Annotated in this window: 23 protein-coding genes; 3 read left to right on the top strand and 20 right to left on the bottom strand. The window is 66.0% G+C overall.

The annotated features are described in order from the left end of the window. Window positions 1-128: 128 nt before the first annotated feature. Window positions 129-845 carry a FadR/GntR family transcriptional regulator gene (locus BUE42_RS22605; RefSeq protein ID WP_073467544.1) on the bottom strand — a complete coding sequence of 239 codons (717 nt, stop codon included), beginning with the start codon at window positions 843-845 and terminating at the stop codon, window positions 129-131. A 241-nt stretch (window positions 846-1086) separates the two neighbouring features. Here BUE42_RS22605 and BUE42_RS22600 point away from each other — a divergent pair, with 241 nt between their 5' ends. Further along, a complete protein-coding gene (locus BUE42_RS22600; protein ID WP_073467543.1) occupies window positions 1087-3645 on the top strand; it encodes a glycosyl hydrolase family 28 protein in 2559 nt (852 codons plus the stop codon). 24 nt (window positions 3646-3669) lie between these two features. Here the strand turns inward: BUE42_RS22600 and BUE42_RS22595 are convergent, their stop codons facing one another. Further along, window positions 3670-4689: a tripartite tricarboxylate transporter substrate-binding protein gene (locus BUE42_RS22595; RefSeq protein ID WP_083614415.1), complete on the bottom strand. Its 1020-nt coding sequence runs from the start codon at window positions 4687-4689 to the stop codon at window positions 3670-3672. A gap of 7 nt (window positions 4690-4696) precedes the next feature. Continuing rightward, on the bottom strand, window positions 4697-5560 hold the full coding sequence (locus BUE42_RS22590; protein WP_073467541.1) for a class I SAM-dependent methyltransferase: 864 nt from the start codon (window positions 5558-5560) through the stop codon (window positions 4697-4699). A 64-nt stretch (window positions 5561-5624) separates the two neighbouring features. Here BUE42_RS22590 and BUE42_RS22585 point away from each other — a divergent pair, with 64 nt between their 5' ends. Continuing rightward, window positions 5625-6536, top strand: a complete 912-nt coding sequence (locus BUE42_RS22585; RefSeq protein ID WP_073467540.1) for a LysR family transcriptional regulator — start codon at window positions 5625-5627, stop codon at window positions 6534-6536. Here the strand turns inward: BUE42_RS22585 and BUE42_RS22580 are convergent. From BUE42_RS22580 to BUE42_RS22530, 11 genes are all read right to left on the bottom strand, one after another. Next, window positions 6533-6970 (bottom strand): TA system VapC family ribonuclease toxin, encoded by a 438-nt coding sequence (locus tag BUE42_RS22580; RefSeq protein ID WP_073467539.1) that lies wholly within the window; start codon window positions 6968-6970, stop codon window positions 6533-6535. The genes BUE42_RS22585 and BUE42_RS22580 overlap by 4 nt on opposite strands. Next, window positions 6967-7200, bottom strand: a complete 234-nt coding sequence (locus BUE42_RS22575; RefSeq protein ID WP_073467595.1) for a CopG family transcriptional regulator — start codon at window positions 7198-7200, stop codon at window positions 6967-6969. Before BUE42_RS22575 ends, BUE42_RS22580 begins: the two co-directional genes overlap by 4 nt. A 107-nt stretch (window positions 7201-7307) precedes the next feature. Then, entirely contained in the window at window positions 7308-8075 is a 768-nt protein-coding gene (locus BUE42_RS22570; protein ID WP_235002539.1) for a DUF6088 family protein, read from the bottom strand. 383 nt (window positions 8076-8458) lie between these two features. Continuing rightward, complete coding sequence (locus BUE42_RS32525) at window positions 8459-9286, bottom strand: hypothetical protein (protein WP_143171694.1); 828 nt, start codon at window positions 9284-9286, stop codon at window positions 8459-8461. Between the two features lie 24 nt (window positions 9287-9310). Continuing rightward, window positions 9311-11365 carry a nuclease-related domain-containing protein gene (locus tag BUE42_RS22560; protein WP_073467537.1) on the bottom strand — a complete coding sequence of 685 codons (2055 nt, stop codon included), beginning with the start codon at window positions 11363-11365 and terminating at the stop codon, window positions 9311-9313. A 349-nt stretch (window positions 11366-11714) separates the two neighbouring features. Beyond that, complete coding sequence (locus BUE42_RS22555) at window positions 11715-12368, bottom strand: hypothetical protein (RefSeq protein WP_143171693.1); 654 nt, start codon at window positions 12366-12368, stop codon at window positions 11715-11717. A 184-nt stretch (window positions 12369-12552) separates the two neighbouring features. Next, the gene (locus BUE42_RS22550; protein ID WP_073467535.1) at window positions 12553-13245 is read right to left on the bottom strand and encodes a (5-formylfuran-3-yl)methyl phosphate synthase; all 693 of its coding nucleotides are present in this window, start codon (window positions 13243-13245) and stop codon (window positions 12553-12555) included. Beyond that, entirely contained in the window at window positions 13245-13823 is a 579-nt protein-coding gene (locus BUE42_RS22545) for a DUF447 domain-containing protein (RefSeq protein WP_073467534.1), read from the bottom strand. The genes BUE42_RS22550 and BUE42_RS22545 overlap by 1 nt, the downstream gene beginning before the upstream one ends. Next, window positions 13823-15238 carry a DUF6513 domain-containing protein gene (locus BUE42_RS22540; protein WP_073467533.1) on the bottom strand — a complete coding sequence of 472 codons (1416 nt, stop codon included), beginning with the start codon at window positions 15236-15238 and terminating at the stop codon, window positions 13823-13825. The genes BUE42_RS22545 and BUE42_RS22540 overlap by 1 nt, the downstream gene beginning before the upstream one ends. Continuing rightward, the gene (locus tag BUE42_RS22535; RefSeq protein WP_083614411.1) at window positions 15223-15888 is read right to left on the bottom strand and encodes a flavoprotein; all 666 of its coding nucleotides are present in this window, start codon (window positions 15886-15888) and stop codon (window positions 15223-15225) included. Before BUE42_RS22535 ends, BUE42_RS22540 begins: the two co-directional genes overlap by 16 nt. Beyond that, on the bottom strand, window positions 15821-17884 hold the full coding sequence (locus tag BUE42_RS22530) for a sigma-54-dependent Fis family transcriptional regulator (RefSeq protein WP_073467532.1): 2064 nt from the start codon (window positions 17882-17884) through the stop codon (window positions 15821-15823). Before BUE42_RS22530 ends, BUE42_RS22535 begins: the two co-directional genes overlap by 68 nt. A 141-nt stretch (window positions 17885-18025) precedes the next feature. On the opposite strand from BUE42_RS22530, the gene BUE42_RS22525 reads away from it, so the two are divergent. Then, window positions 18026-18514 carry a dihydroneopterin aldolase gene (locus BUE42_RS22525; protein WP_073467531.1) on the top strand — a complete coding sequence of 163 codons (489 nt, stop codon included), beginning with the start codon at window positions 18026-18028 and terminating at the stop codon, window positions 18512-18514. Between the two features lie 13 nt (window positions 18515-18527). Here BUE42_RS22525 and fae read toward each other — a convergent pair whose 3' ends face one another. The 6 genes from fae to BUE42_RS22495 form a co-directional block, all read right to left on the bottom strand. Further along, window positions 18528-19037 carry a formaldehyde-activating enzyme gene (gene fae / locus BUE42_RS22520; protein ID WP_073467530.1) on the bottom strand — a complete coding sequence of 170 codons (510 nt, stop codon included), beginning with the start codon at window positions 19035-19037 and terminating at the stop codon, window positions 18528-18530. Window positions 19038-19125: 88 nt separating this feature from the next. Further along, window positions 19126-20016 (bottom strand): triphosphoribosyl-dephospho-CoA synthase, encoded by an 891-nt coding sequence (locus BUE42_RS22515; protein WP_073467529.1) that lies wholly within the window; start codon window positions 20014-20016, stop codon window positions 19126-19128. Continuing rightward, window positions 20013-20960 (bottom strand): ATP-grasp domain-containing protein, encoded by a 948-nt coding sequence (locus tag BUE42_RS22510; RefSeq protein WP_073467528.1) that lies wholly within the window; start codon window positions 20958-20960, stop codon window positions 20013-20015. The genes BUE42_RS22515 and BUE42_RS22510 overlap by 4 nt, the downstream gene beginning before the upstream one ends. Beyond that, complete coding sequence (gene mch, locus BUE42_RS22505; protein WP_073467527.1) at window positions 20960-21937, bottom strand: methenyltetrahydromethanopterin cyclohydrolase; 978 nt, start codon at window positions 21935-21937, stop codon at window positions 20960-20962. The genes BUE42_RS22510 and mch overlap by 1 nt, the downstream gene beginning before the upstream one ends. Further along, entirely contained in the window at window positions 21934-23079 is a 1146-nt protein-coding gene (locus tag BUE42_RS22500; RefSeq protein WP_073467526.1) for an ATP-grasp domain-containing protein, read from the bottom strand. The genes mch and BUE42_RS22500 overlap by 4 nt, the downstream gene beginning before the upstream one ends. Beyond that, on the bottom strand, window positions 23076-23999 hold the full coding sequence (locus tag BUE42_RS22495; RefSeq protein WP_073467525.1) for an NAD(P)-dependent methylenetetrahydromethanopterin dehydrogenase: 924 nt from the start codon (window positions 23997-23999) through the stop codon (window positions 23076-23078). The genes BUE42_RS22500 and BUE42_RS22495 overlap by 4 nt, the downstream gene beginning before the upstream one ends. Window positions 24000-24007: the final 8 nt, after the last annotated feature.

Genomic DNA, 24007 nt, shown 5'->3' with positions numbered 1-24007 from the left:
GAGCCTCTTCATTCGGCGCTTGACCTGGAGTGACTCCCTGAAGTTGAACCGGTCATTCGACAAGTCGCAACTCGAGCGACTGGACTGCCTCTTCCGCTGCCGCACCTCGCGGGCCTCCGTCGTGCATCTCAGGGCAACAACGTCCTCTCGAAGATGCGCCGCTTGGCATTCAGTATGTGCACACGGGTCGCCTCGGCCGCCTCGGTCGGCGCTCGCCGCGCGATGGCCTCGAGAATCGCCAGGTGCTCAGTCTGGTTCATGTGCACGCGTTCGACGCTCTTCTTGTCGGTGACGCTGCGCGCCAGCTCCATGAACTGGCGGATCGGCGCAATGCTGGTCTCGACGGTGGCAACGAAGAACGGGTTGTGTGACGCACGCGCGATCGCCATGTGAAACTTGACGTCCTCGTCGATGCCGGACTTCCCGCTCTCCATGGCCAAACTCAGCGCGTCGAAACTGGCGCGGATGGCCGCCAGGTCGTCGGCATCGTGGAATTCGGCGGCGCCTGCTGCCGAACCGCCCTCGACGCAGCAGCGAAAAACGTAGTAGTGCTCGATATCGGCAAGGCTTTTGATGGGTGTCGCACTCGGCACCAACGAGCCCGGCTGACGCACGACACGGCTGCCGGAGCCGCGCCGCGAATCGATCAAGCCATCGGAGCGCAGGCGCGCCAGCGCTTCGCGAATGGTCGGGCGCGAAACGGCAAATTGGCTCGCCAGCTCGCCTTCGGTCGGCAGTTTGCCGGTCGCCGAAAAGTCGCCCCGCAGGATCGCTTCGACAACGTGGGCATAGATGCGGTCCGGGAGCGAGCCGGCACCACTGATTTGCAGGATGGAGTCGCTCATCGAATTGCGGGTGTGGCGAACTGTGTCGCGCGGGCGTCGGCACTTGCAATGGGGGAGCGGCAATGCTAACAGGCCCGCAAATATGCCAGACAGCTTTGGTATTTTCCCTATATTTGTTTTACAAATTGGCAGCGAATAATAAAGTTGTCAGACATGTTGTGCCGCCGCCCAAGGCAACACCCCAGCGCTCGCATCACTCGGTGCAGGCCTCGTCCTCGCCCACATCGTTGCAAGGAATCCCATGCCACAGTTCACTCGTCAATGCCTGCTCGCCCTGATTGCGCTCAGCTTTGCGCTGACCGGCTGCGGTGGTGGTGGTGGGCGTTACGCCGACGATACGAACCTGCCGGACGCGCCAGAACTGCCGCAAGGCAGCCAGGTCTGCGCCACGCTGCAAGCCAGCAATTCCCTGGTCAAGAATTCAGACGGTTCGCTTCCTGGCAGCGCGGACCCGACCCCGGCGACATTGGGTGGCGCCAGTACGGCGCTGAACAATCCCGATCAAGCCAGAATCCAGGCTGCGCTGGATGCTTGCGGTGTTGCCGTGGACGCCCAAGTCGGCACCGTGATCGCGATAGCCGATAAATTGGCGGCCAGCCTGCAAACTGCTGCGAACCAGCCGCTGGTCAACATCGCCGGCGCTTCCGGCGAGGCGCTTTCCGCGCTGAAGCCGAAGCGTTTCGCGGTGCGACTGGTCAAGAACGGCAGTGGCGCGGGCAACGCCTTTCTCTCCGGTCCGCTGGTGTTGCCCTCGGGCGTGACACTTTGGGTTGATGACGGCGTCACGCTGTTTGCCAGCCGCGACGTGGTGTTGTATGACAAGTCTGCGCAGGATCGTCCCAACCCCATTACCTGCGGCGCCGCCATCAACAATCCGGCCGGCTTGCCGGCACCCGCTGGCACGGTGAACGCGGGAGACGCTACGCTTGCTGGCGTCAGTGGCATGCAAAACTGCTACGCCTTCATTCGCGGCAGCTACACCGTCAATGCAGCGATCGTCGGCACGGGCTCGATTGACTCGCGCGGCTACATGCCCTTGATCAGTTCATCGCCTCTGTATCCGCTCATTCGCTGGGCCACCGGGACGACGGAGAGCTTCACCTATTCCGGCAGCAACATCACCGGCGTGGTCACACCGAAGTTCAGCTGCACCAACACGATTGCCGCGTACCGCAGCGGCCAACTCGCGCCCGAAGGCACCGCGTGCGACGTCGTCACTGCCATGGGCAAGACCATCGTCACGACGCCGGCCATCGCCTACGTGGTGAACCGGCAAGCCAGCAGCGTCCCGAATGGCGTGACGGTGACAAGCCCGGGCTGCACCAGTGCGACGCCGGCTTGCGCACGCTGGGTGACATCCAACTGGTGGGACATTTCTTACCATGGCAACAAGGACATTGGCGGCGGCCCCTACAGTTTCCAGGGCAACCCCGGCATGGTCTGGATGCAGCATTCGAAGAACCTGACGCTCTACCAGATCACGCTGCGCAACAGCACGTTCTTCACGTTCGAGGCGGATGGCGTGGACGGCCTGACGGTGTGGGGCATCAAGATCAAAACCCCATTGCTGCCAGATGCGGCGAATCAAGCCGGCGTCGGCTTGAACAACGACGCCTTTGATGGTGTCAGCGGTTCCTACACCAAGCTCTACACAGGCGCCACCATCGACGCCAGCTCGACGGGTGTGAAGAACACCGATGGCGTCGACCCCAGCGTGGCCAGCGGCCCGGCATTCGCCAAGCTCCAGACTGGCAGCGGCACGTCGTCCAGCGGCTCCGTCCACTTTGACGGCTACGTGAAGAACGTGGCCATCGTCTACAACTACCTCAGCCCGTCCGATGACAACGTCGCCTTCAAGGGGGGGCTGGCCGACCCGCGGCCTCAGGCCGCGCAAGGTGCTGCGAGCGGTGCCAGCAAGCTGTGGGGCATTGATGGCGATCGCGATGTTTCTTCCAACCGGACCTTTGGCATCGTGGTCGCCCACAACCACAACTACACCGGTCACGGTCTGTCCATCGGGAGCCCGACCAACGCCGGCGTTCGCAACATTCACATTTACGACAACTATTTCGATGGCGGCTACGACGGCAACAACGCGGCAACCGACATGGGTCTCGTTGGCCTGCGCATCAAGAGCGGGCAAGCACGCGGTGGGGATGTCAGCAACATCTACTACGACGGCGCTTGCATGCGCGGGATCAAGGACTTTCTGATCTTCGAGCAGTACTACACAAGTCCTGCGGCGGATCCCTACCCGGGTCTGGGTTGGCTGGTTCCCAATTTCCATGACATCGTCATGAGCAACGTCCGGATGATGAACATCCCCAGCAACAAGTCGGCAGGATTGGTCGGCGCCGGCAATCTCACCTTCCGTGGCTTGCACGCCGACACGGCGTATGCCAATACGCAAAGCATCATTCAGATGACTCTGGACAATGTGGTCGTCGACAGCGACGTGAAAATCAGCATCGCCAACCTGAGCAAGGGCGTATTGAATCTGGGCGCCCTCGACGGCTCGACACAATCCAAGGCTGCCAATGCCAATCTGACACTGGGCGCCAATGTCAGTCTGCTGGGGCGATCCTTTGCCCATGGCACGGGTGGCATTCTGACCAATGCCACGAGCGGTGCCGGCGCATACACCGCGCCCGTCAATACCTTGAACCTCACCGTGACCGGCAGTGACGACGCAGGGGCTCTGACCGATCCGAATCCTGCAGCGACCATCGTTGCGCAGAATCCGAAGCTGTCTCTGTGCGACAACCCTGCATCCTGGCCCGCGTTTCCCGACGTCAAATAGTCATCAACTTCACCGCGGCGGCCGCTAGTCGGCGCGAATGCCGTAGGCGCGAAGCATCGGCTGCCAAAGCCGTTGCTCGACCGCGATGCGGGCCGCAAGCGACGGCGGTGAACTGGATGCCGGCGTCATTCCTGCCTGTGCAAACGCCGCCAGCACGGCGGGGCCGGCAATCGCCTCTTGCAGCGCAGCCGACAGGCGCGCGAGGGTGTCCTTCGGCGTTCCGCCCGGCGCGAAGAAGGCAAACCATTCCTTGACCACGAGCTGCGGATGCCCTTGTTCGACGAACGAAGGCACCTCCGGCAGGTATGCGCTCCGAGCGGCGCCCGAGGTCGCGAGCACCCGGATGTGTTGGCTGGCATGGTGCTGCCGCAGCAAGCCTTCGGGCAAGACCAGCGCGGCGATCTGCCCGCCGAGCAGCTGGGTCAGCGCCGGCGGTCCGCCGGGGTAGGCGATGTGCTGCCAGGTACACCCTGTCTCGTGGAACAGCATGGCCTCCAGCAGATGCGGCAGCGTGCCGGTTCCGGGTGAGCCGATGTTCGCCTCCGCCGGGTGTGCCCGCATCCAAGCGATGAAGTCCGCGAGCGTCGCCACCTCCGCGGGTACCGCCGGGCCCACCGCGAGGCCAAGCGACATCTCGCCGGCCAGCGACACGGGCTGCAGATCCACGGCCGCGTCGTAGCCGAGCCTGCTGTAGAGAAACGGGTACACGGTGGCGATCGCGCCCTGCGCCAGCAACAGCGTCGAGCCGTCTGCTGCTGCGTTCTTCAAGGCGCCGACGCTGAGCTGGCCCGCAGCACCGGGGCGGTTGTCGACGAGCGCACGCAGGCCGAGCGTGGCGGGCAACTGGTCACCGATGGCGCGTGCCACCAGGTCGGGGATGCTGCCAGCCGGTCCGCTGCACAGGATGCGCAGGGTCCCATCGCGCGCCGCATGCACCCGGTGCCCGAGCGACAGCGCGGCGACGATCGTCAGGCCTGCACGCAGCATCCGGCGGCGCTGCGCCCCAAGGTCTGCATGCATGAGAGGTGGGGTGAAGTCAGTCATGGGGTCCTCAGGGCCGGCGCGCCGCCGTGATCAGCAGTTCGTTGGGGCCTTCCCAGCCCGTGGGGGTGTCGAAGGCCCGCAGTCGCTCCCGGATGTCGTCCCATGCGGCCTGGGCGCGGGCCGGGCTCAACCCCGCGAGGATCTGGAGGATCGGGCTTGCCGAGCTGCGCACGAACGCCAGGTAGTCGTCGACCGAAGGCATGCGGAACACCGCATCCATCGCCGTGGTCGCGACATCGCGGAACCCGGCTTCCACGAAGAGCGCGTCGATGCGGCGGGGACTCCCCAAGCTGAACAGGCTGCCGGGTGCGTAAGGGTCGCGGACGGGCAGCCCGGCATGCCTGAAGGCCGTGGCCACGAGGATCGCGACGCAGGGGTTTCGCTCGGGGGCCGAAAACACCACGGTGCCCACGCCACCGCCGGGCCGCAGCGCGCGGTGCATTTCGCGCAGGCCCTGCAGCGGGTCGAGAAACAACATCAACCCGAGCCGACAGACAGCCGCGTCGAAAGAGGCAGCCTCCACCTGCAGGTCCTCGCCGTCGGCCACGCGACAGTGCACCTGCGTGAAGCCGGCACCTCGTGCGCGGTCTTCGGCGAGTGCCACGATGGCCGGCGACAGGTCGGTGGCCACCACGGCGCCGGCAGGCCCGACGCGCTCCGCGATGTCGAGCGTCTGGTCGCCGGCCCCAGCGGCCACGTCGAGCACGCGCGCACCGCGCTTCACGCCGGCCATCGCGATCATCGCGTCGGTCGCACCGCGCAACCAGGCGCGGATCTCCGGCGAATGCGCATCCCAGCCCCGTGCCGCGGTGTCCCACTGCGCTCGCACCAAGGCCTTGGCGGCCTGGCTTCCTGTTTCGGATGAGTTCATGCCGTCCAGCCTACGAGTCGGGACGCTTCGGCGTAAGCCGCAAAGCTGCAGAATGGGAGCCGCAATGGCGCATACCCCTCAAGACTTCGACTGGGACGACCTGAAGCATCTGCTGGCCGTGGCGCAGCACGGCAGCACGCTCGCGGCGGGCCGCGCGCTCGGCCTGGACCAGTCGACGGTGCAGCGGCGGCTGGCCGAACTGGAACGCCGCTTCGGCCAGGCCCTGGTGCAGCGGCAGCCCAGCGGCTACCGTTTGACCGAGTTCGGGCAAGCCTTGCTGCCGCATGCCCAGCGTGTCGAGGACGCGGTCGCGGCGCTCAAGCAACACCTGGTGATCGCTGCCGCCGACGTGGCGGGTGTCATCCGCGTGACCTGCCCGGAGCCCATCGTCTACCGGATCACCCAGTCGACGCTGCTGCAGCGGTTCAGCGAGCGCCATCCCGCGCTGCAGGTGCACTTCGTGATGAGCGACAAGTACATCGACCTGGCCAAGGGCGAAGCCGACGTGGCGCTTCGCTCGGGCGACACCGACGATGGCGGCCTCGTCGGGCGAAAGATCGGCGATTCGGTGTGGGCGGTCTACGCCAGTACGAGCTACATCGAACGCCACGGGCGCCCGCAGCGCGTCGAAGACCTGGCCCAGCATGCCCTCGTCGGGTTCGACGACACGATGGCCAAGCACCGCATCGCGGGCTGGTTGCGCAAGGTCGCGCCAGACGCCGTGCTCGTCGCACGCAACAACAGCGTGCTGGGCCTGGTCTATTCCGCCAAGGCGGGTATCGGCGTGGCTCCGTTGCCGATCGCCCTGGGCGATGCGGAACCCGAGCTCGTCCGGGTGATCGAGCCTGTCGCCGAACTCACGCGCATCTGGCGCATGCTGACGACCCCGGAGTTGCGCCACACCCCGCGCGTTGCTGCGTTCTTCGATTTCATCGTGAGCGAGATCGACACGCTTCGCCCGATCATCACGGGCTAGATACGGATGAGTTCGAGCGCCTTCTTCCCGCCAGGCACGACTTCTGTCGCCAGCTTCTGGTCCATCGTGGCGAGACGCCCGCCGTGTGCGTAGGCGAGCGCGAGCAGGTAGCTGTCTGTGACGCGCGAGTGACTTGAGAGCAACTCGGGTGCAAAGAACTCCTCGTCAGCGATGCTCAAATCATCGGGCCAGAACTTGTGGCCAGCGAGGCTGCGGATCGCCACCAGTGACTGGAGCGCCGTGCTTGGGGGACCTGGCGAGTTGGGGTACTTCGGGTGGCCGATGATCCGTATAAGGCCGTTCTCGGTGAGCGGACAGGTTGCAAAGGCTTTGCGCCCCACCCGAGCGAACCAATCGTGCGCTTGGTCGTGCTGGATGTGCTCGGGATCGACAAGCGCAATCAGGACATTGACGTCTAGCAGATAAACCGTCACGGCAGTTCGTCTCGCAACTGGTTGACGAGTTCTGGTGTGACGGTGGTGGCGTCATGGCGACTCGGCAGCAGCGGCACGCCGTTTCGTTCAGTTCTTGCTGCGCGTGCTGATCGCGTGAGGCCTTGCCGAGCGAGGTCGGAAATGACTTCTCCCACAGTCTTGCGGTCTCGCTCTGCGAGATGCTTTGCCGTCACCAGGATGTCGTCGTCGATGGAAAGAGTCGTTCGCATGATTCGCCTCTGATGCGTTGCATCATACATCTCGCATCACTCCCGCTGACAATGGTGCAAGCCGCCTACCAGCCGAACGCGCTGAGGTCGCGGTGCCGAGAAACAGGTCACGCCGCTCGGAGTCGCTGGCGCCGATGACGGCTTTGAAGGCTGGGTTCAACGAGTGTTCTCCGCGTGCTTGCCGGTCTGCGACGTGCGACCGGCTTTCCTATGTCGTCTGGCAGCGGTGAATCGTTCCATGCCGCTTGCGGATCGCAGCCGGGCAGTTCGCGAACCAGGCTTTGCATCCATGCGGGCAGCACGCTGAAGCCGTCGAGCAGATCCTGGCCGATCGCGCTTCCGTGGGTCGGGTCTGCGAGCACCTTGGAGAGTCGGCCCAGGATGCGGTCGTGATCCGAACTCAGCGTGTCTTTCAGCCAGTACAGCGCCTGCACGACGCGCATGGCGGGGCGCCCGGCCCAGTAGAGGCGGCTGGGCGCCGTGTGCTTGAACTCGATGTTCAGCTTGTCGAGCTGGATGGCGCGCCGGCGAGCGTCGGTGTGGATGGTCACGCGGGCCGGCACGGCGTCGGTGAGGCCGAGGTCGTTGGCGGCGGTCATGCCGTCCACCAGCAGGCGCAGATGGTCGCGGCGGGCGATGGCCTCCACCACGGCACGGTAGTCCGGCGAGGTGGGGCGCTTCGTCAGCTTGTTGAGCACCGGCCGGTCGTAGAGGCCGCGGTCGATGCGGCGCAGTTCACCGGCCTGAACCATGCGCTGCAGTGCCTTGTCGACGGCGTCGCGGCTACCGAGTTGGACGAAGTCTGTCGGCACCCAGACCTGGCTGGGCCCGGTGGCGTCGACAAGCGCGGAGATGCGGGTTTTGAGATCGGACATGGGGTGGCGGTTTGTCCGATATTCGTAGGTGTTTTTCGGACAAATGGCAAGGCTTGTTTGTCCGAAAAATTTGGATTCATTTCGGACAAGTTGTCGAACTCGTTAAGCTGGGCGCAAGTGGCAACGACGTGCGGCGCGTGCTGCACAACGGGCAGACGGCGCTGTGACTCCCGTTCGAGCTGCAGCGCGAGTAGTCGGGCGGGCAGACGACCTGGGGAGTGACTTGGGACAGCATTGCGCTGGAGTTGGCGCGCAGGCTCAACGCGGAGCGGCGGTTGGTGGTGAAGTCGTGCGGGGTCGACCTGACGTCGGTACTAAGCAGAGGGTGCTGCGGCGCACTCGTGCTGTGAGCGGCGATGGGCGGTGACGCACCGTGGGTCCGTTCATTGACCTTCGCCGCCCTTGCTTTCCCCGGGTACATGATCCCGGCCGCGCTGCAAGACCGCTGCGCTCTTCTCAAGCTCTTTTCTCTGTTCGATCGAGAGCGGTCGAGACCAACCAAGATAGATCCAACGAGAGTTGGCAGTCCAAATGCTGCCGAGCGGACCTGTGGGTTTCATCGCGTACCAGAAGTAGATGTGGAGAAACGAGAAGTAGGTCGACCAAGCGTACGAGCGTTCGTCGTCGACGCCCGCATCTGCAGGAAGGTAGGTGAGGCTGCCGATGCCAGCAGAACGATCTTTCACGTCGCGCAGCAATAGTTTGTCTTCGTTAACCGCGAAGGTGATGAACAGGCGGGTACGGAAGTGCTCTTTATCGAGCAACTCTCTCAGATCCAGAGGGACAGGTAAGTCATGGCTGCTGAGGTCGCAGCCAAACAGCTTGACCAAGTACTTGTACAGATTCCGTTGACCAAGCTCGAAGTCTTCACCATACACGTCCGAAAAGTCGATGACGCGGCGGTCGATAATCTCATTTTCTCGACGCAGAACAAACTGAAAAAACTTGTCGTAGGCATGATCGAAAGGCTGAGACTGGTGGTTATTGCATGCGCTACATAAACAGTTCGTGTACTTGATTAATTCCGACCCCGGTCCTTGCAAGCTGCGAACTTGACCATCTTTCACGTGAGAGACGGCATTCGATCGACGATATGCGCCTTCGCCGTGCAACGCCACTAGCAGCGATTTTTTGATCTTGTGCTCACCTGAATCAGCAGCTGCGCCGCACATCCAACATTTCTTCATCATCTTGGCTTTCTGTCGGCTCATGAATTCTTGGTATTTACGTTGCTCCTATGGCCTTGGTAACTCGCCTGCCAAATCGGCTTGGCGAAACGCTTCATCAGCATCCTCCATGTCGATGTGTGGAATGCAATCCAAGGCAAAATACATGCCCATCCAATCTTCTTCGTTAATCGGATGGATCGGAATCCAGCGTTTGCGAATACCCGCCAGCAAAGGTTTCATCTGGGGCGGACTCATCAGGAAGCCTTGGATCGCTTCAATACCGTCTTCGGCTGAGGTGTACAACACGCGTTTGCGGACAGTATTCAGTCCTGCTTCGGAGGTGTGCACGGCCAGTTCATCGAACTCACCTCGAAAGAAAACGCCCAAGATGTATTCATCAACGACCGGCACTCCATCGACCGGAATTCCTGCATGGAATGCCGAGTTAAGAACCACCACCGGGATGACGTCAAAGTCATCTGGAAGGGTGATACCGACTTGCTTGGCGCGAACCTTGAACGCCGTCTTGTTGGAATCCACGGCGACGGCTTTGCGCTTTACCTGAGCGACGGCGTCCAGAACCTTGTCGCGATGCCTTGCAATCTGCTTCGGCTCCGTCGGTTCAAGAAAGCACTTTGCTTCGACCACCAGCACCTTGCGCCCGACCACGATGATCAGATCGATCTCTTCTGAGCGCTTCTCTGGAGGCGTGAACGTCAGCCCTTGATCCAGGCAAGTTGAAACCTCGCTCAAGAGCGGCGAGGTTTCGATGTCGTGCCGGACATGGCCTCGGATGTAAGTTTCAAATGCAGGCCCACGCACATCCAGTCGAACGTCGAGCTGCCACATCCAGACGTCGACTAGGCGGCGCAGGTTTGGCGATGTTGTCGAGGCGAAGATGGGAACCAGTGTGTCCTTGCTCACTGGCAGTAGAGGCTGTGCCCACAGCTCCTGATCGGACGCACCTCTGAATACAAGAAACTCCGCCAGCGCCTGAGTCTGTTCGAAAGAGGTTGAACAAGCCGCGGCAATCGCCTCGTTCAAGGCTTTGCGCTGTAGCACAGGGGCGAATCCTGGCAACCAAGTCTTCGGGTCAGTCGAGTTCACGGATTCTCTTGCTTCGACTTCCTGCCTCAGCAGATGTGCGGCCTTGCTCACAATAGCCCATGTGGTCAATAGTTGATTCAGGGTCGCGCCCTTGAGCTTAGGCTGGACCTCATTCAACAACTCGGTGTAGTAGGGCTCGCTCGCGTAGCCGCGCATCGCCAATAGCCAACCACCCTCTTTGGATCGGAGATCCATGGGGGCTAGACGCAAGGACTGCCGACCGGCCATTTTCGTCAAGCACGTGACATCAACCAGCCCAACGTCTGCCACCATTGCTTGAAGCAAGGGGCGTCGATGGATCTCCATGGAATGCAATGCAAACTCACGCGCCAAGCTGGCCATCCTGAGTCGGCTGACCACAGCGCGTATCTGCCAGGAAGGGTTCTGCAACTTAAACGTGACCCGACGTTCGTCCCGCGACGGCAAGTAGCCGTTCCATAGGCAGTCATCCCATAGCGCTTCGATGTGGGAATACAAGTTGCTTCTCGCAAAGTCTCCAAGAAGGCCATCGAAATCGAGCTTGCCGAACTCTGCGTTTCCGGACAGATCTGGATCCTTCTCCAGCACTCGCTTCAAGGGCACCTGAATGCCATCAACCATGCTTTGGATCAGTTCCTCCGGGGCAAACTCGGCTCCTTCTTCGGTCTTCAGCTTTAGCGCGGCGACTTCATGCATCATCACCGGCATTCCAGGCCGCTTCTCGATCTGCTTCTCTGCCGATTCCTGCATTGCCGATCGGGTCTTCTTGTCAATCAAGACGAAGTTGTAGTTTGCTAAGGCCGCAAAGGCGCGCAATTTCGTTGTGGGGCGAAGATCGCTGGAAAACGTCACCTTGAGTGACGCGCGGATGTGATTCGCCTTCTCGAAAATCAGACAGCCAGCTTCATACAGGTGCCTGTCCGCCTCATCCTCACCCTTTTGCTTGAAGGACGTTTCCCATCTCGCGATCTTGAACCCCGAACGTAACGGGCCTGAGATCGACTCGGCGCGAACCTCCTTGCTGAACTGTCCCATCGTGTTGAGTTCCTAAGGCGCTAGCGCACCATTCATTACCGCGGTTTTGAGGGCGGGTAGGATGATTCTGATCCGCATCGCCTGACAGGCGAGTTGAAGGTGCTAGTTTGCCCAGACCCCGACCAACGAGATATCGTTGGCCAACTTAAAAAGTCTGCAAATCGATCTTTCTAGAATTTGAGCCAAGCCATAAGAGCCATGCCAATGATGAGCAGCAGCACCAAGGAACCGAACGGATTCTTTTCAAGGGTGGTGACCAGTGCAACCAGATCGAGGAGCTTCGGAGGGCGGATCACAGTTGGTGCCTCATTTGTGTAAGCGGTGCATGCACGATAGTGCGGGGCGTCTTTCAGGACAGCAGTTTTCGCCGTTTCTCCAAAAACCGCGGCAACGTGTCGGTCTTCCCGAGGAACTGCGCTTGACTCGTGTCGATCATCAAGACGAGCTGCTTTGCCTTGGTCCTCGCGACGCCGTATTTCTTGCTCTCAAGCAATCTCGTGACCGCGCCGTCAAATGACGTGATCGACTCGTCCTTCACAACGATGGCGCAGATATCACGCCAAAGAAGCCCCCCGAGCTGCCAGTCCTGACGCGCTTGCGCGGCCTTCTTGGGCGAGTTGGTTGGCATCCCTTTGCTGAAAAAAACGTCGTCGAGCGAGGGCGGTGAACCAGGATGCCCGAAGGCTGTCATCCGCTGATGAAATGACTGCGCGAGCCACTCTGGCATTGGCAGATTCTCCTCCGCACACATGCTGATTGCCTGCAATAGAGAGAGCGTGTCTCCTTCCTCGAAACGCTTGCGGTAAACGTCGAGCATCCGATGCACTTCCAGCAAGGACATGCAGCGCATGGAGTCCGGTCCGTGCCCTAAGCGATGGCCCGTACGAAAGAAGAGCGCTGCCTTGCCCCATGCAGGTTCAAGAGATGCGAGATCTCGCTCTCCTTCGTCCCACGGGTCGCCCAGGTCAAACGGCAGTTCGTTCATTCGCTTCAATGCGGCCATTTGCGAGGTCCTTTCGAAAAAGTTCTCTTCTACAAGCCAGCCTACAGCAGTTTGTATTGGGAAGAGACGATCCGCGACTCGGTTGGCCGCGCGCTGCAGCGATCTGTCGCACTTGCAGTCACGGGCAGGGTGACATCCGCATGCGGGTCACGAATTTCAGGATGATCCGAATTGCCGGTGCGCTTCAGAGTAGCGTCACTGGAACCTGACCCAGCAGTCCAGCTACCCCTCGCACCTTCTGCACATCGAGCGCAGACGCCCGATCGCCATCACACACCGCGCTGCGAAACCCCGCGAAGTCGGGTGCGAGTTGCCGCAGCGTTGGAAGGTCCGGCAGGCGCAGGGCACCGGCCAGCCCGACCAGCTTGCCGGCCTGCCGTACCGTTGCGACGAAGCGCTGCAACTCCGGCATCGCCACGCACGCGAAGAGGCTGCCCGCGCGCTTGTCGGCGGTGTCGGCCATCACGGCCGGAAAGCCGAGCCGGCACGCCTGCGCGATCAACTCGACGTCGAGCCCGGCGTCGGCGATGAACACCGGCACCACCGCGTGGCGACTGCCACCCAGCATGTCGAGCACCTCCGCGGCATGTGTCGAACGCTCGATGCCGACCTTCACATAGTCGACCCCGCACGCGCCCACGTTCTCCACACGAGCCGCGATGAGGCCGGCCTGATGCATCCCCACATCGCCGATCGTCGCGCTGATCGGCAACGCGATTCCACGCCCGCGTAGCACCTGGACGATCGCGCGGATCGTCGCCATAGGCAGCCCGCCCAGCGCTCCCTCACGCGGCTCCTTCAGGTCGATGAAGTCGGCTCCACCCTCCGCCGCAAGCAACGCCTCGACCGGGCTCCTCACACTGACCAGCAGCCGCATCACCCCACCTCCTTCAAACCCGCACGATGCCGCTGCACCGCCTCCCGCAACCACCCCCAAGCCTCCCGCTCTTCGTCACCGGCAGTCTTGTCGATCGCAATCTGCAGATACCCCATCTCCGCATCGATCTTCTCCGCCGCCAGCATGTGCAGCCGGCTGACCAGCACCGCCCCTTCGATCACCGCCGCCTGCGCGCGGTTGAATCCGATGAAGGGCGCATGCGTCACTTCGTGCACCCGCGCCATCAGCAGCACCGGCCGCTGGGCGTCGTCGCGCCGCTCGGCCAGCCTCAGCTCCACATGCCCGAGCGCGCTCGCCAGTCGCTGGCCGGGGATCGTCTCGGCCGCCACCAGCGGCCACACCTTGCGCCCCGTCACGCATCCCGCAAACACCCGAGTGTCCGTCAGCAGGTTCAACACCGCATGGCCCGTCGCGATGATGTTGTCGTGCGTCGCCGACGGCTTGAACGGCATCAGCACCACCTGCCCACCCTGATACCGCACGCCCATCGGCGCCACATGCGGCACGCCCTCGGCCGACACCGTCGTCACCACCGTCTCGTAGATCACGTCGTTCATCAGCTGCTTCCGTTGCGGGCCTTGCCGGTGGCCATCGTCGTGCCTGGCGCGCACCAGCCGCTCAGGTCCTGCGCGCCCGTCTCAACCGCCGCGCCCCAGTCAAGCGGCTGGTCCTGCACGTAGCGCTTGCCCAGCTTCCACGCGATCTCGGCATGCGCCAGTTCCACGCCCATGTAGAACGCATGCGCCGCATCGTCCTCCAGCTTCAGCTGCGGCCACAGCTCGAAGGCGCCTTGCCCGAGCCGCAGCCCGTCGCGGTTGTACACATGCAGCCCCAGCGGTGACACCTGCACGCGGAAGTTCGGGTCGCGCACCTGCGCCGCCGTCTCGGCGATCTCCTGCGGCGTGTCGGGAAACGGGTGCTTCGCATGCACCGTCATCAGCGCATCGCTGATGCCCTTCGGCAGGCTGCCGTGGCTGGCCGCGGCGTGCATGATGCGGCGCGCCCAATCGGCCTCGCGCACCGCGCGGCGCGCATGCTGGCTCACCTGCGTGGTCAGCACCGCGGCCACGTTCAGCTCGGCGGCGATGCCGAACAGCAGTGCGTTGATGCCGCTGGTGTCGGCCTCGGTCAGCTCGGTCACGTTGCCGATACCCATCATGATCGGCGCGTCCGGAAAGCGCTCGTGCAGCCGGTGGTAGCGCACGATCGAGGCCGTCAGCCCGAACGGGATCGGGTCGAGGATCGAATCGGCGAAGTACGGCTTGCCGCTCGCCTGCATCTGCGCCACGGCCTCGTGCAGCGAAGCCTCGTCGGCCGGCGTGCGCGGAATCAGCACCGGCACCGCATCGACCTCATCCGCCACCCACAGCGTGTCAATCGTCAGGCTCAGCAGATAGTCCGCCCCGGCGCGCCCGCCGCGCAGCAGCTCCTGCGCATCGTTCGAGTCGACGCTCACCGAGAAGCCTTCGGCCTTCAGCGCCTGCACGCTGTCGGCCAGGTGGTCGAAGCGCGTCGCCGGCAGGCTGCCGAGGTCGATCACGTCGGCGCCATCGGCACGCAACTGCCGCGCGCGCGCGACGATGCCGTCGACCGACAGCTTCGGTGCGTCGACGATCTCGGCAAAGATCGCGACCTCGTACTCGCTCAGGTCCATAGTCTTCGCGGCGCGGTTGAAGAAGCGTGGCAGGTCCTTCAGCTCCTCCGGCCCGCGCTGCACCGGGATGCCGTAGTGCTGCGTCAGCGCGTCGAGGTCGCCGCGGCAGCGCCCCGGCACCAGCATGCGATCCGCCTGCACCGGCCCGGGCACGCGGCGCGCGATCATCTCGGCCGTCATCAGCGCTGCCACCTGCAGCCCGAGGTCGCGCACCTCCCACGTGAAGGGAGCAGCGTCGATGCCGCCCAGCACCCGCTCCAGCGCCGGCCGGGCCAGGTGGCCGGTCAGGAAGACGATGTGTTCTACGGGCTGGTCCATGCGAGGGCGAGCTCCTTCAGGCGCGCGTCGAGCGCGGCCTCCAGTTCGGCGGGGGAGCACACCACATGGCAGAAGTCGATGGCACGAAGGCGGTCCACGTTGTCGAGTTCGATGCGCCGCGGCCGCAGCGTCACCCAGTCGTGCGGCGATTTCGTCACCACCACCGGTTCGGTGTCGCATGCAAACACGATGCCCGGGATGCCGAGCTTGCCGGCCTGCGCGAACATGTTGGTCGGCAGCGTGTCGCTGAAGCCGAACGCGCACTTGGCCACCGTGTTGCTGGTGGCCGGCGCGATCACCACCGTGTGATAGACGTCGTCGTACAGCATGCCCACCGGCACGCCGCTCGCGGTCTTGTCACGAAAGATCCGAAACCGCTGCTTCAGCTCGTCGAGCGGCATCTTGTAGATAGCCAGCACCTCTTCGCCGGCGGCCGACAGGAACAGGTCGCAGGCCGGCAGCCGCGCGGCCAGCGCGATCGATTCGTCCAGCCCGTGGCCCGAACCGGTGATGCACCACGCAAAGCGCGAGCGCGGCGCCGCATCGACGGGCGCCGCGTCGTCATCGCCCTGCGGCGGCGCATCACTCGGGATGCGAGATCTCGATGTGGAGCTTGTGGAGCTTGCGGTAAAGGGTGTTTCGGCTGACATCGAGCGCCTTGGCGACATTGCTCACGTTCCAGCGGTGCTGCTCCAGCATCTGCAGCAACACCTGCCGTTCGTTCGCCTGGATCGGATTCAGTTTGTAGGGCACCGCCGGGTGCTCGGCGCCTGCCTGTGCCGCCGATCCCACGGCCGACCCCGCCGGTGGCAGCGCCGGCATCGTCGTCACCGGTGTCGGCAACGCGAGCGGCGCGGTGCTGGCCGCCGCATGCATCGGCGCTGCCGCCACGGCACTGTCCTGCAAGGCCGGCAGGTGTGCGCAGACGATGGTGTCGCCGTCGGCCAGCGCCGCCGCGGTGCGCAGCACATGGCGCAGCTGGCGGATGTTGCCGGGCCAGGCGTAGTCCATCAGCATGCGCTCGGCCTCGGCGCTCAGCGTGGTGCCGCGGCCGCCTTCGGCTTCGAGCACGCTGCGGATCAACTCGCGCCGGTCGCTGCGTTCGCGCAGCGCCGGCAGCACCAGCTCGATGCCCGACAGCCGGTAGTACAGGTCTTCGCGGAAGCGCCCTTCGCGCACCAGCTCGGGCAGGTGCTGGTGGCTGGCGCTGATCAGCTGGAAGTCCACCGCGTGCGTCTCCTCGGTGCCCAGCGGCGTGACCTGGCGCTCGTCGAGCACGCGCAGCAGGCGGGCCTGCAGGTCGATCGGCATGTCGGCGATCTCGTCGAGGAACAGCGTGCCGCCGTCGGCCTGCAAAATCTTGCCGCGCCGGCCGGTGCGCTGCGCGCCGGTGAAGGCGCCGGCGCGGTAGCCGAACAGCTCGGATTCGATCAGCGTCTCCGGCAGGCTCGCGCAGTTGATCGCGACGAACGTGCCGCCCGCATGCGGGCTCGCTTCGTGCACCGCGCGGGCAAACACCTCCTTGCCGGAACCGGTCTCGCCGCACAGCAGCACCGGCGTCTGGCGCGCGATCACGCGGCGCGCCGTCTCGAAGTGGGCGGCCAGCCGCGCGTCCTTGAAGGTCGGCGTCTGCGCGGCCGGGCGCGGCAGCGCGGTGCGGGGCGCGAGGCGCGGCACGGTCGTCGTGGCCAGCGCCTGCGACGGCAAGTCCGATTCGGTGGCCGGCCGCCGCGCGACCGCGAAGAAGCGCAGCGCCGCATTCGCGCGGAAGGTCACGATCGGGTGGAACGACGACTGCGTGCTGCGCCGCAGCATGTCTTCGAGCGAGTTCTGGAACAGGTCCTCGATGTGGCGCGAGCGGATCTCGTCGACCGACTGCAGCCCGAGCTGGAACAGCGCGCTGCGGTTGGCCGCGAGGATGCGGCCGTCGTCGCCGACCGCGAGCTTGCCCTCGTGCAGCGTGTAGACGAACTCCGGCCGGCTGTGGAAGTGCAGCGGGTGCGCGTTGCGGAAGCGCCGGTCGATCAGCCGGTTCTCGATCATCCGCGCCGTCATGCCCAGCAGCACCAGCAGGTGCTGCTGCATCATGCTGGAGCGGCTGCTGACGTCGAGCACCGCGGTGATGTGGCCCGACGGATCGAACACCGGCACGGCCGAGCAGGTGAGCTGGGTGAAGTGCGTGAAGAAGTGGTCCTCGCGCCGCACCGAGATCGGTGCCGCGGCCGCCAGGCAGGTGCCCATGCCGTTGGTGCCGGCCTCGGTCTCGCTCCACATGCCGCCGGGGCGCAGGCCGAGCGGGCCCATCTCGGCGGCGAACTCGGTGGAGCTCACCATGTGCACGATCACGCCGTCGATGTCGGTCAGCACCACCGCCGAATCGGCATCGGCGAGCTGCTGGTACAGCGTGGTCATCTCGTAGCGCGCGCAGTCGATCACGTCGGCCTGGCGCTCGCGCCGTTCCTCGAGCGCGGCACGGCTGATCACCGCCGGCTCGCGCGCCTTGTCCGGGTGCAGCCGGTACTCGTTGAGGCAGCGGCTCCACGACTGCGTCACCACGTCGTTCGCCGAATCGTGGATGCCGCTTCGCACCACGTCCATCACATGTTCGGCGTGGCGATCGTCGCCTGTTCGCAAGACCAGCGTCATGTGGGCTCCCTGGTAACGCAGGACCCCGATTCTGGTGCGATCCCGGGCCCTGCATACCGGGTGAAACGAGGGGGCCCGCTCGTGGCGCGTTTTTTGCGGCGGGCTTGTCGGATCGACTCACCCCACAACACCGGAGACCCGATGACCCATCCCAGCCGCACCCCGAGCGCCGCCCCGGACGCGCCGCTCCCGCTCGACCTGATCTTCATCGAAGGCCTCACCGGCGAAACGGTCATCGGCATCCACGAGTCGGAGTTCCACCACCCGCAGCCGCTGGTGATCGACGTGCATGCCGGCGTGCCGCGGGCACGCGCCTGCGACACCGACCGCATCGGCGACACCATCGACTACAGCGTCGTGCGCGAACGCCTGCTGCGCCTGCTGGCCGAGCACCAGCTGAAGCTGCTGGAGGCGCTGGCCGAGGCGATCGCCGACATCCTGCTGGGCGAGTTCGGCGCCAGCTGGGTCCGCGTGAAGGTCGTCAAGCCGCGCAAGTTCGCCGACGTGGCGTCGGTCGGCGTGCAGATCGAGCGCGTGGCAAGCCCGGTGCCGATGATCGGCCGCTCGGCGACCGTCGTGCAGTTGCTCGGTTCGGGGATGGTGCCGGACACCACCCCCCGCTCACCCTGAGCTTGTCGAAGGGTCAGGCCGCAGCGAACGGGTGCGCGCTCGACCCCTTCTTCGCGACCACTTCCTCGGCCGTCGGCGAGCCGGCCACCGCGCGCTTGATCGACTCCTTGACGGCGCGGTAGTTGTAGTCCTGGATCTTCTTGTCGTCTTCGGCCAGCCAGTGGATGAAGACGCCGACGCAGATGAACAAATTGTCGGCTTCCGCCATCGGGATGGTGCCGTCCTCGACGCAGTCCGCCACCGCCATCGCGACGCCGCGCTGGGCCGGACCGAACATTTGCACCGCCTGCTTGGCGCCCTTGATGGTGACCTTGTTGAACATCACGGTCGCGGGCTTGGTCAACAGGTTCGGGGCCACCACTGCGAGCAGCGACGTGAAGCCGTCCTTGTTGTTGGTCAGTGCGTTGGCGAACGCGCTCTCGGCAGGGCTGCCGCGCGGCCCGATGAGCAGGTCGATGTGGGCAACTTCATTGCCGTCTCCGACGAGCGACTCCCCGACCATCATGCGATCGATCTTGGCCATGGCTGTGTCATCTCCTGTTTGCGTTTCTGGGGGACGTGACTGGGGACGTTCCCGACATTGGCGAGGCGCCAATGCTTCACGGCTGTTATCACGTTCCGTGCCACCGCGCCGCGAGGCCGGCGATCATCAGCGTGACCACCGTCAAATCGGCGCTGGTACCGGGGTTGATGCCCCGTGCCTTCAGCGATTCGTCCCAGGCTGCCCAGGCCGGCTCGCCGTCCATTGCGGCGGCGCCGCGCCAGCCGTGCGCCGCGGTCATGACAGTCTGTGCCACCGCCTCGCCGTGTTTGCGGACAATGTGTGAATCGAAAAAGCTGCCGAGCAGCGCGATGTAGAGCCGCTGCACCGCCGCCGTCGTGCTTGCATCGGGCGACATGCAACCGGCCCCCTGCGGGCATGCAAAGCCCGGACCCAGCGCGGGCAGCGCGACACCGAACACGTCGGCATAGCCGTCGCGGTACTGCCGCGCGATCAGGTCGTGCCCGGCCGACAAGGCCATCGCGGCGCGCAGGTCGATGCTGGGCGCGGCGCGCACGTCTTCGGCTGGTGCCTTGCCGAGGCCACCGGGGTTGGCGCGGGCGATCGCGCGGTAGGCGTGTGCGGCATCGGCCAGGCTCAGGCCCGCCAGCACCTCGCCGATGGCATCGCACAAGGCCGCCGGCGTCACTGCATCCGGCCATCGCTCCACCGCCACCGCGACCGGCGCGCACAACAGCAGGATGCCGAGGTTGGTGTTGCAGTGCGCCACCGACCAGCTGGCCTCGACCGCGGCCTCGATGCGCTCGCCAACGCCTGCGCCGCGCCTGAACAGCGGCCCGGCGGCGGCCGTGGCGCTGTCGATGAACAGCGACGCCTGCATGCGGTGGCCGCCGGACTGCAGGCTGACGTTGCCCGGCTTGCGCACCGCCACGTCGAGCGTGCAGGCGCACAGGAAGGCGGCCTTCGCCCGCGCCACCGCCGTCGGCAGGTCGACGCTCACGCCGCGTCGCCGAGTGCGCGCTGCGCCGCGTGCTGCACCGTGTTTTGCACCGCGCACTTGCGGTCGAGCAGGTCGTCGACGATCGCCCGCGCGATGCTGAACCCGGTCACCCGCTGCAAGCCCTGCCAGGCCGCGACGCCGTTGACCTCGATCACCTGCGTGCCCTGCGCCGACGGGATCAGGTCGACACCGGCGTAGTCCATGTCCAGCGCCGCCGCGGCCTGCTCGGCCAGTTGCGCGAGGCCGGGCGTCAGCTCGGCCGGTTCGCAGCGCGCGCCTTGCGCGACGTTGTGGATCCAGTGCGAACTGACGCGGCGCATCGCGGCGATCGCGTTGCCGCCCACCACCAGCACGCGCCAGTCGAAGCCGGGCGCCGTGGTCGCCGGCACGAAGCGCTGCAGGTAGGCGAGCGAACCGAAGCCCTTGTCGAGCGGCGGCAGCGCGTGGTGCACGCCGTCGACCTCGCCGACCAGCTGCAGCCCCTTGCCCTGCGAGCCGAACAGCGGCTTCAGCACCAGCGCATGGCCGGCCGCGCCTTCGCGCATCGCGATGCGTTGGGCCTGCGCCTGCGATTCGGTGGCCCAGGTGGGAGGCGTCGGCACGCCGGCCGCATGCAGCAGCAGGCTGGTCATCGACTTGTCGACGCTGCGCTCGATGGCCCGCGCATCGTTGTAGACCGGCACGCCGAGTTCGCGCAGCGCATGCAGCACGCCGAGCCGCTTGGTGACCTGCTCGAAGCTGCCGCCCGCCAGGCCGCGCACCAGCACCGCGTCGGGCAGCGCGCGGCCGAAGCCGGGCAGCGACAGGCCGTGCCACGCGAGCGTGGTGTCGATGTGGCAATCGGCGAGGTCGATGCAGCGCCCGACCGCACCGCGCGCACGCAAGGCGCCCTGCAACTGCCGGGTGTGCCAGCCGACCTCGTCGGTCATGATCGCGACGCGCATCACGCCTCCTGCAACCAGAGCTGCCGCAGCAGCGCCATGTTCAGCGCACCGCCATGCCAGGTGTTGCCGCTGTCGAGGTTGCTGACCCACACCTCGGCCGGCGCGAACAGGCCGGGGTCGATCTTGTAGAAGTCGTAGCCGGCCTCCTTGAAGATGTCGGCGAACGAGCGGCCGTGGTCGCGCGAGTTGGTGGACGGCAGCGCCAGCGCCAGCGCGCGCGCCGCCGCATCGTCGCCGCGCACCGCCAGGTGCACCTGGCCGCCGTACAGGATCGCGTCGTTCGTGCGGCCCATCGCCTGCGCGCCGTCGGGCGTCGGCGACGGCAGCGGCGCAGTCGCCACGCCCTCGACGACGTGCGCCAGCGCAAAGCCCAGCGTGTGCGCCTTGTGCAAAGCGGTCTCCAGCACGCGCGCGACGATCTGCGTGGTGCCGGCGAGGCTGGTGGTCGGCGTCAGCACGATCGTCAACCCGTCGGCCTTCAGCGCGCAGTCGTGCAGCAGCTTGTCGACGATCACCGTCGGCGGCGGCCGGTCGACCTCCATCACCAGCACGCCGCAGTCGGCATGGTCGCGGTAGCCGAGTTCGTTGAACAGGTCTTCCTTGCCGGCCAGCGCGCGCGCCGGGCCCGAGCCGAGCGAGAAGAACTTCTTGCCGCCGGTCTCTTCCTTCGTCGCCGCGAGGCTCCAGCCGGCGTACTGGCTGCCCAGGCAGGCCAGCACCGGTTGCGAGCTGCGCACCTCGATCCAGGTCGGCCAGCCGTGCCGCTCGCCGGCCTGCAGCCCGACCTGGCCCAGCCCGCCCATGCAGATCTCGCCGACCAGCAGGCCGGCGGCGATGCTGCCGCGCACGCCTATGCCGGCATCGACGATGCACACGCCGCGCTCGTCGCGGCGCACCGCCACCTGCAGCGCGTCGGCGTCGCCGATGAGGCGCTCGACCAGCGGACGCGCCCGCGTGTTGACGCTGAGTTCGGTCATGGGCTTGTCTCCAGGGAATCCAGCAAGGCCTCGCGCGCCTGGTGCAGGGTGGCGCGCACCGCATCGGCATCGGCGCCGTGAGCGCTCAGGCTGCACAGCGGGTCACCGGCCGCGAAGCGCGTGCCGGCGTGAGGGTGGTCGTGCGTGTCGGGCCGGCTGGCGAGGCGCTGCGCCAGCGCTGCATCGACCTGCCCGCCGTGGCGCGCGAACACGATCTCCAGGCCCTCGACCCGCGTCGGCGTCGGAGGGGGCGGCAGCACGCCGTGCAGGCAGGCCTGCACATGGGCCGCCATCGCGCCGGCGCCGTACAAGGCCAGGCTGGCAGGTGGGCGCGGGTTGACCTCGAGCACCGCGATCTCGTCGCCATCGCGCATGAAATCGAGGCTGCACAGGCCGCGCAGCTCGAAGCCGGTGGTCAGCGCGCGCACGGCGGCCTGCACGCGCGAGGCGGCGAGGGTGCCCAGCGCAACCGGTCCGACGACACCGCAGAACACGAACGGCCGCGTGCCGAAGCGGCGCACCGTCAGCTCGTTGAAGCCGAGGATGACGGCCTGGCGCCCGTTCGCGACGAAGGTGGCCGACATCGGCACGCCGGGCGCTTCCTGCTGCAGGTAGTGCTGCGCCGGCAGCTCGGCCAATTGCCCCGGCGTCGCGACGCGCACCTGCCAGCCGCCGCTGCCGAGGGCGTCCTTCACCAGCCAGCGCGCGCCGTCGTCGGGCAGCGAACGCGCCAGGGCGCCGAGCCGCACCGGCGGATGCCGGATGCCGTGCGACGCGAGCAGGTCGAAGAAGAGCGCCGGGTCGCGCACGCGGCACACGGCAGACACCGGCGTGCCGATCAGCGGCAGCAGCTGCGCGCCTTCGGCCAGCAGGCGCGGCCGGCCTTCGAAGCCGCTGCCGGCGATCCAGCCGCTGACGTCGCCGCGGCGCGCCAGTTCGCGCAAGGCCGACAGCGTCAGCGCATCGTCGATCTCGAGCGACGCCGGCTCGCCGAGGCTGATCCACTGCGACGCGGCGGCGCGCGTGTCGGCATCGCCGAACAGGTCGAGCGCGACCACCTCGAAGCCGTCGCGCACCGCGGCTTCGGCCATCATGCGGGCGGACAGCGCGGCCACGGCGATCGTGTCCTGCACGCCCTTCACGAGGCGTCGCCGGCCGCACGCTCCGCGAGGAACGCGCGCGCGGTCGCGAACGCCTCCGGAAAACCGAGCACCAGCGCCTTCTTGTCGGACTCGCGCATCTGCACCAGCAGGCGGTGCTGCGTCTGGTACTTCACGTTGCCGACCGCGAGCGCGCCGATGCCGACCGCCGTGCTGCCGGCCAGCGCCTTGCCGTCGTCCATCACGCCGACACCGGCGATGCCCTCCGGCGGCACGGCGTTGACATCGGCCGCCACCTTCAGCCGGCGGGCCTGCTTCAGGTCGTCGGCCGAGACCACCTGCACGCCGGCCGCGGCGCAGGCGAGCACCACGTCGGCGTCGGCAAGCGATGCGCGCACGGCCGCAGGGTCGGCGCCCGAGACGCCATGCAGCGTGACGCCGAAGCGCGTGGCGGTTTCATGTGCGGCGGCTTCGGCCGCGGCCGCACCGCTGCGGCTGGACAACGAGACGAGCGCGCCGGCCTGCGCGGCGATCACGCCCGCGATGCGGCCCACCGGGCCCAGCCCGCCGAGCACCACCACGCGCAGGCCGGTCAGGCCGAACCCATGCTGCTTCTGCAGCGCGGCCTCGGTGCAGGCGACCATCGCCGCGGCCGTGGTGTAGGCGCCGCTCGGGTCGGCCATCACCGACACGACGAAGGGCTTGACCATCGCGGCGCGGGCGCGCTCGAGCATGTCGGTCGCAAGCATCGCGTTGCGCCCGCCGATGAAGAGGCCGGTGCGCGCGACACCCTTCGGACCGCGCGAGAAGATCGCGTCCTGCGTCAGCGCGGCGATGCCGTCGAGATCGACCTCGCAGTAGGGTGCGATCACCTGGTAGCCGGCGTCGGCCGCCATGTTGACGTCGAACGGGCTGGCCTGCCGGCCCGGGGTGAACAGGTGGAGGATGTAGGGACGTTCCATCGCGAGCT

This window comes from Rhizobacter sp. OV335 (assembly GCF_900142965.1).
Classification (GTDB): domain Bacteria; phylum Pseudomonadota; class Gammaproteobacteria; order Burkholderiales; family Burkholderiaceae_C; genus Rhizobacter.
This window is presented reverse-complemented; position numbering and strand designations above follow the sequence as displayed.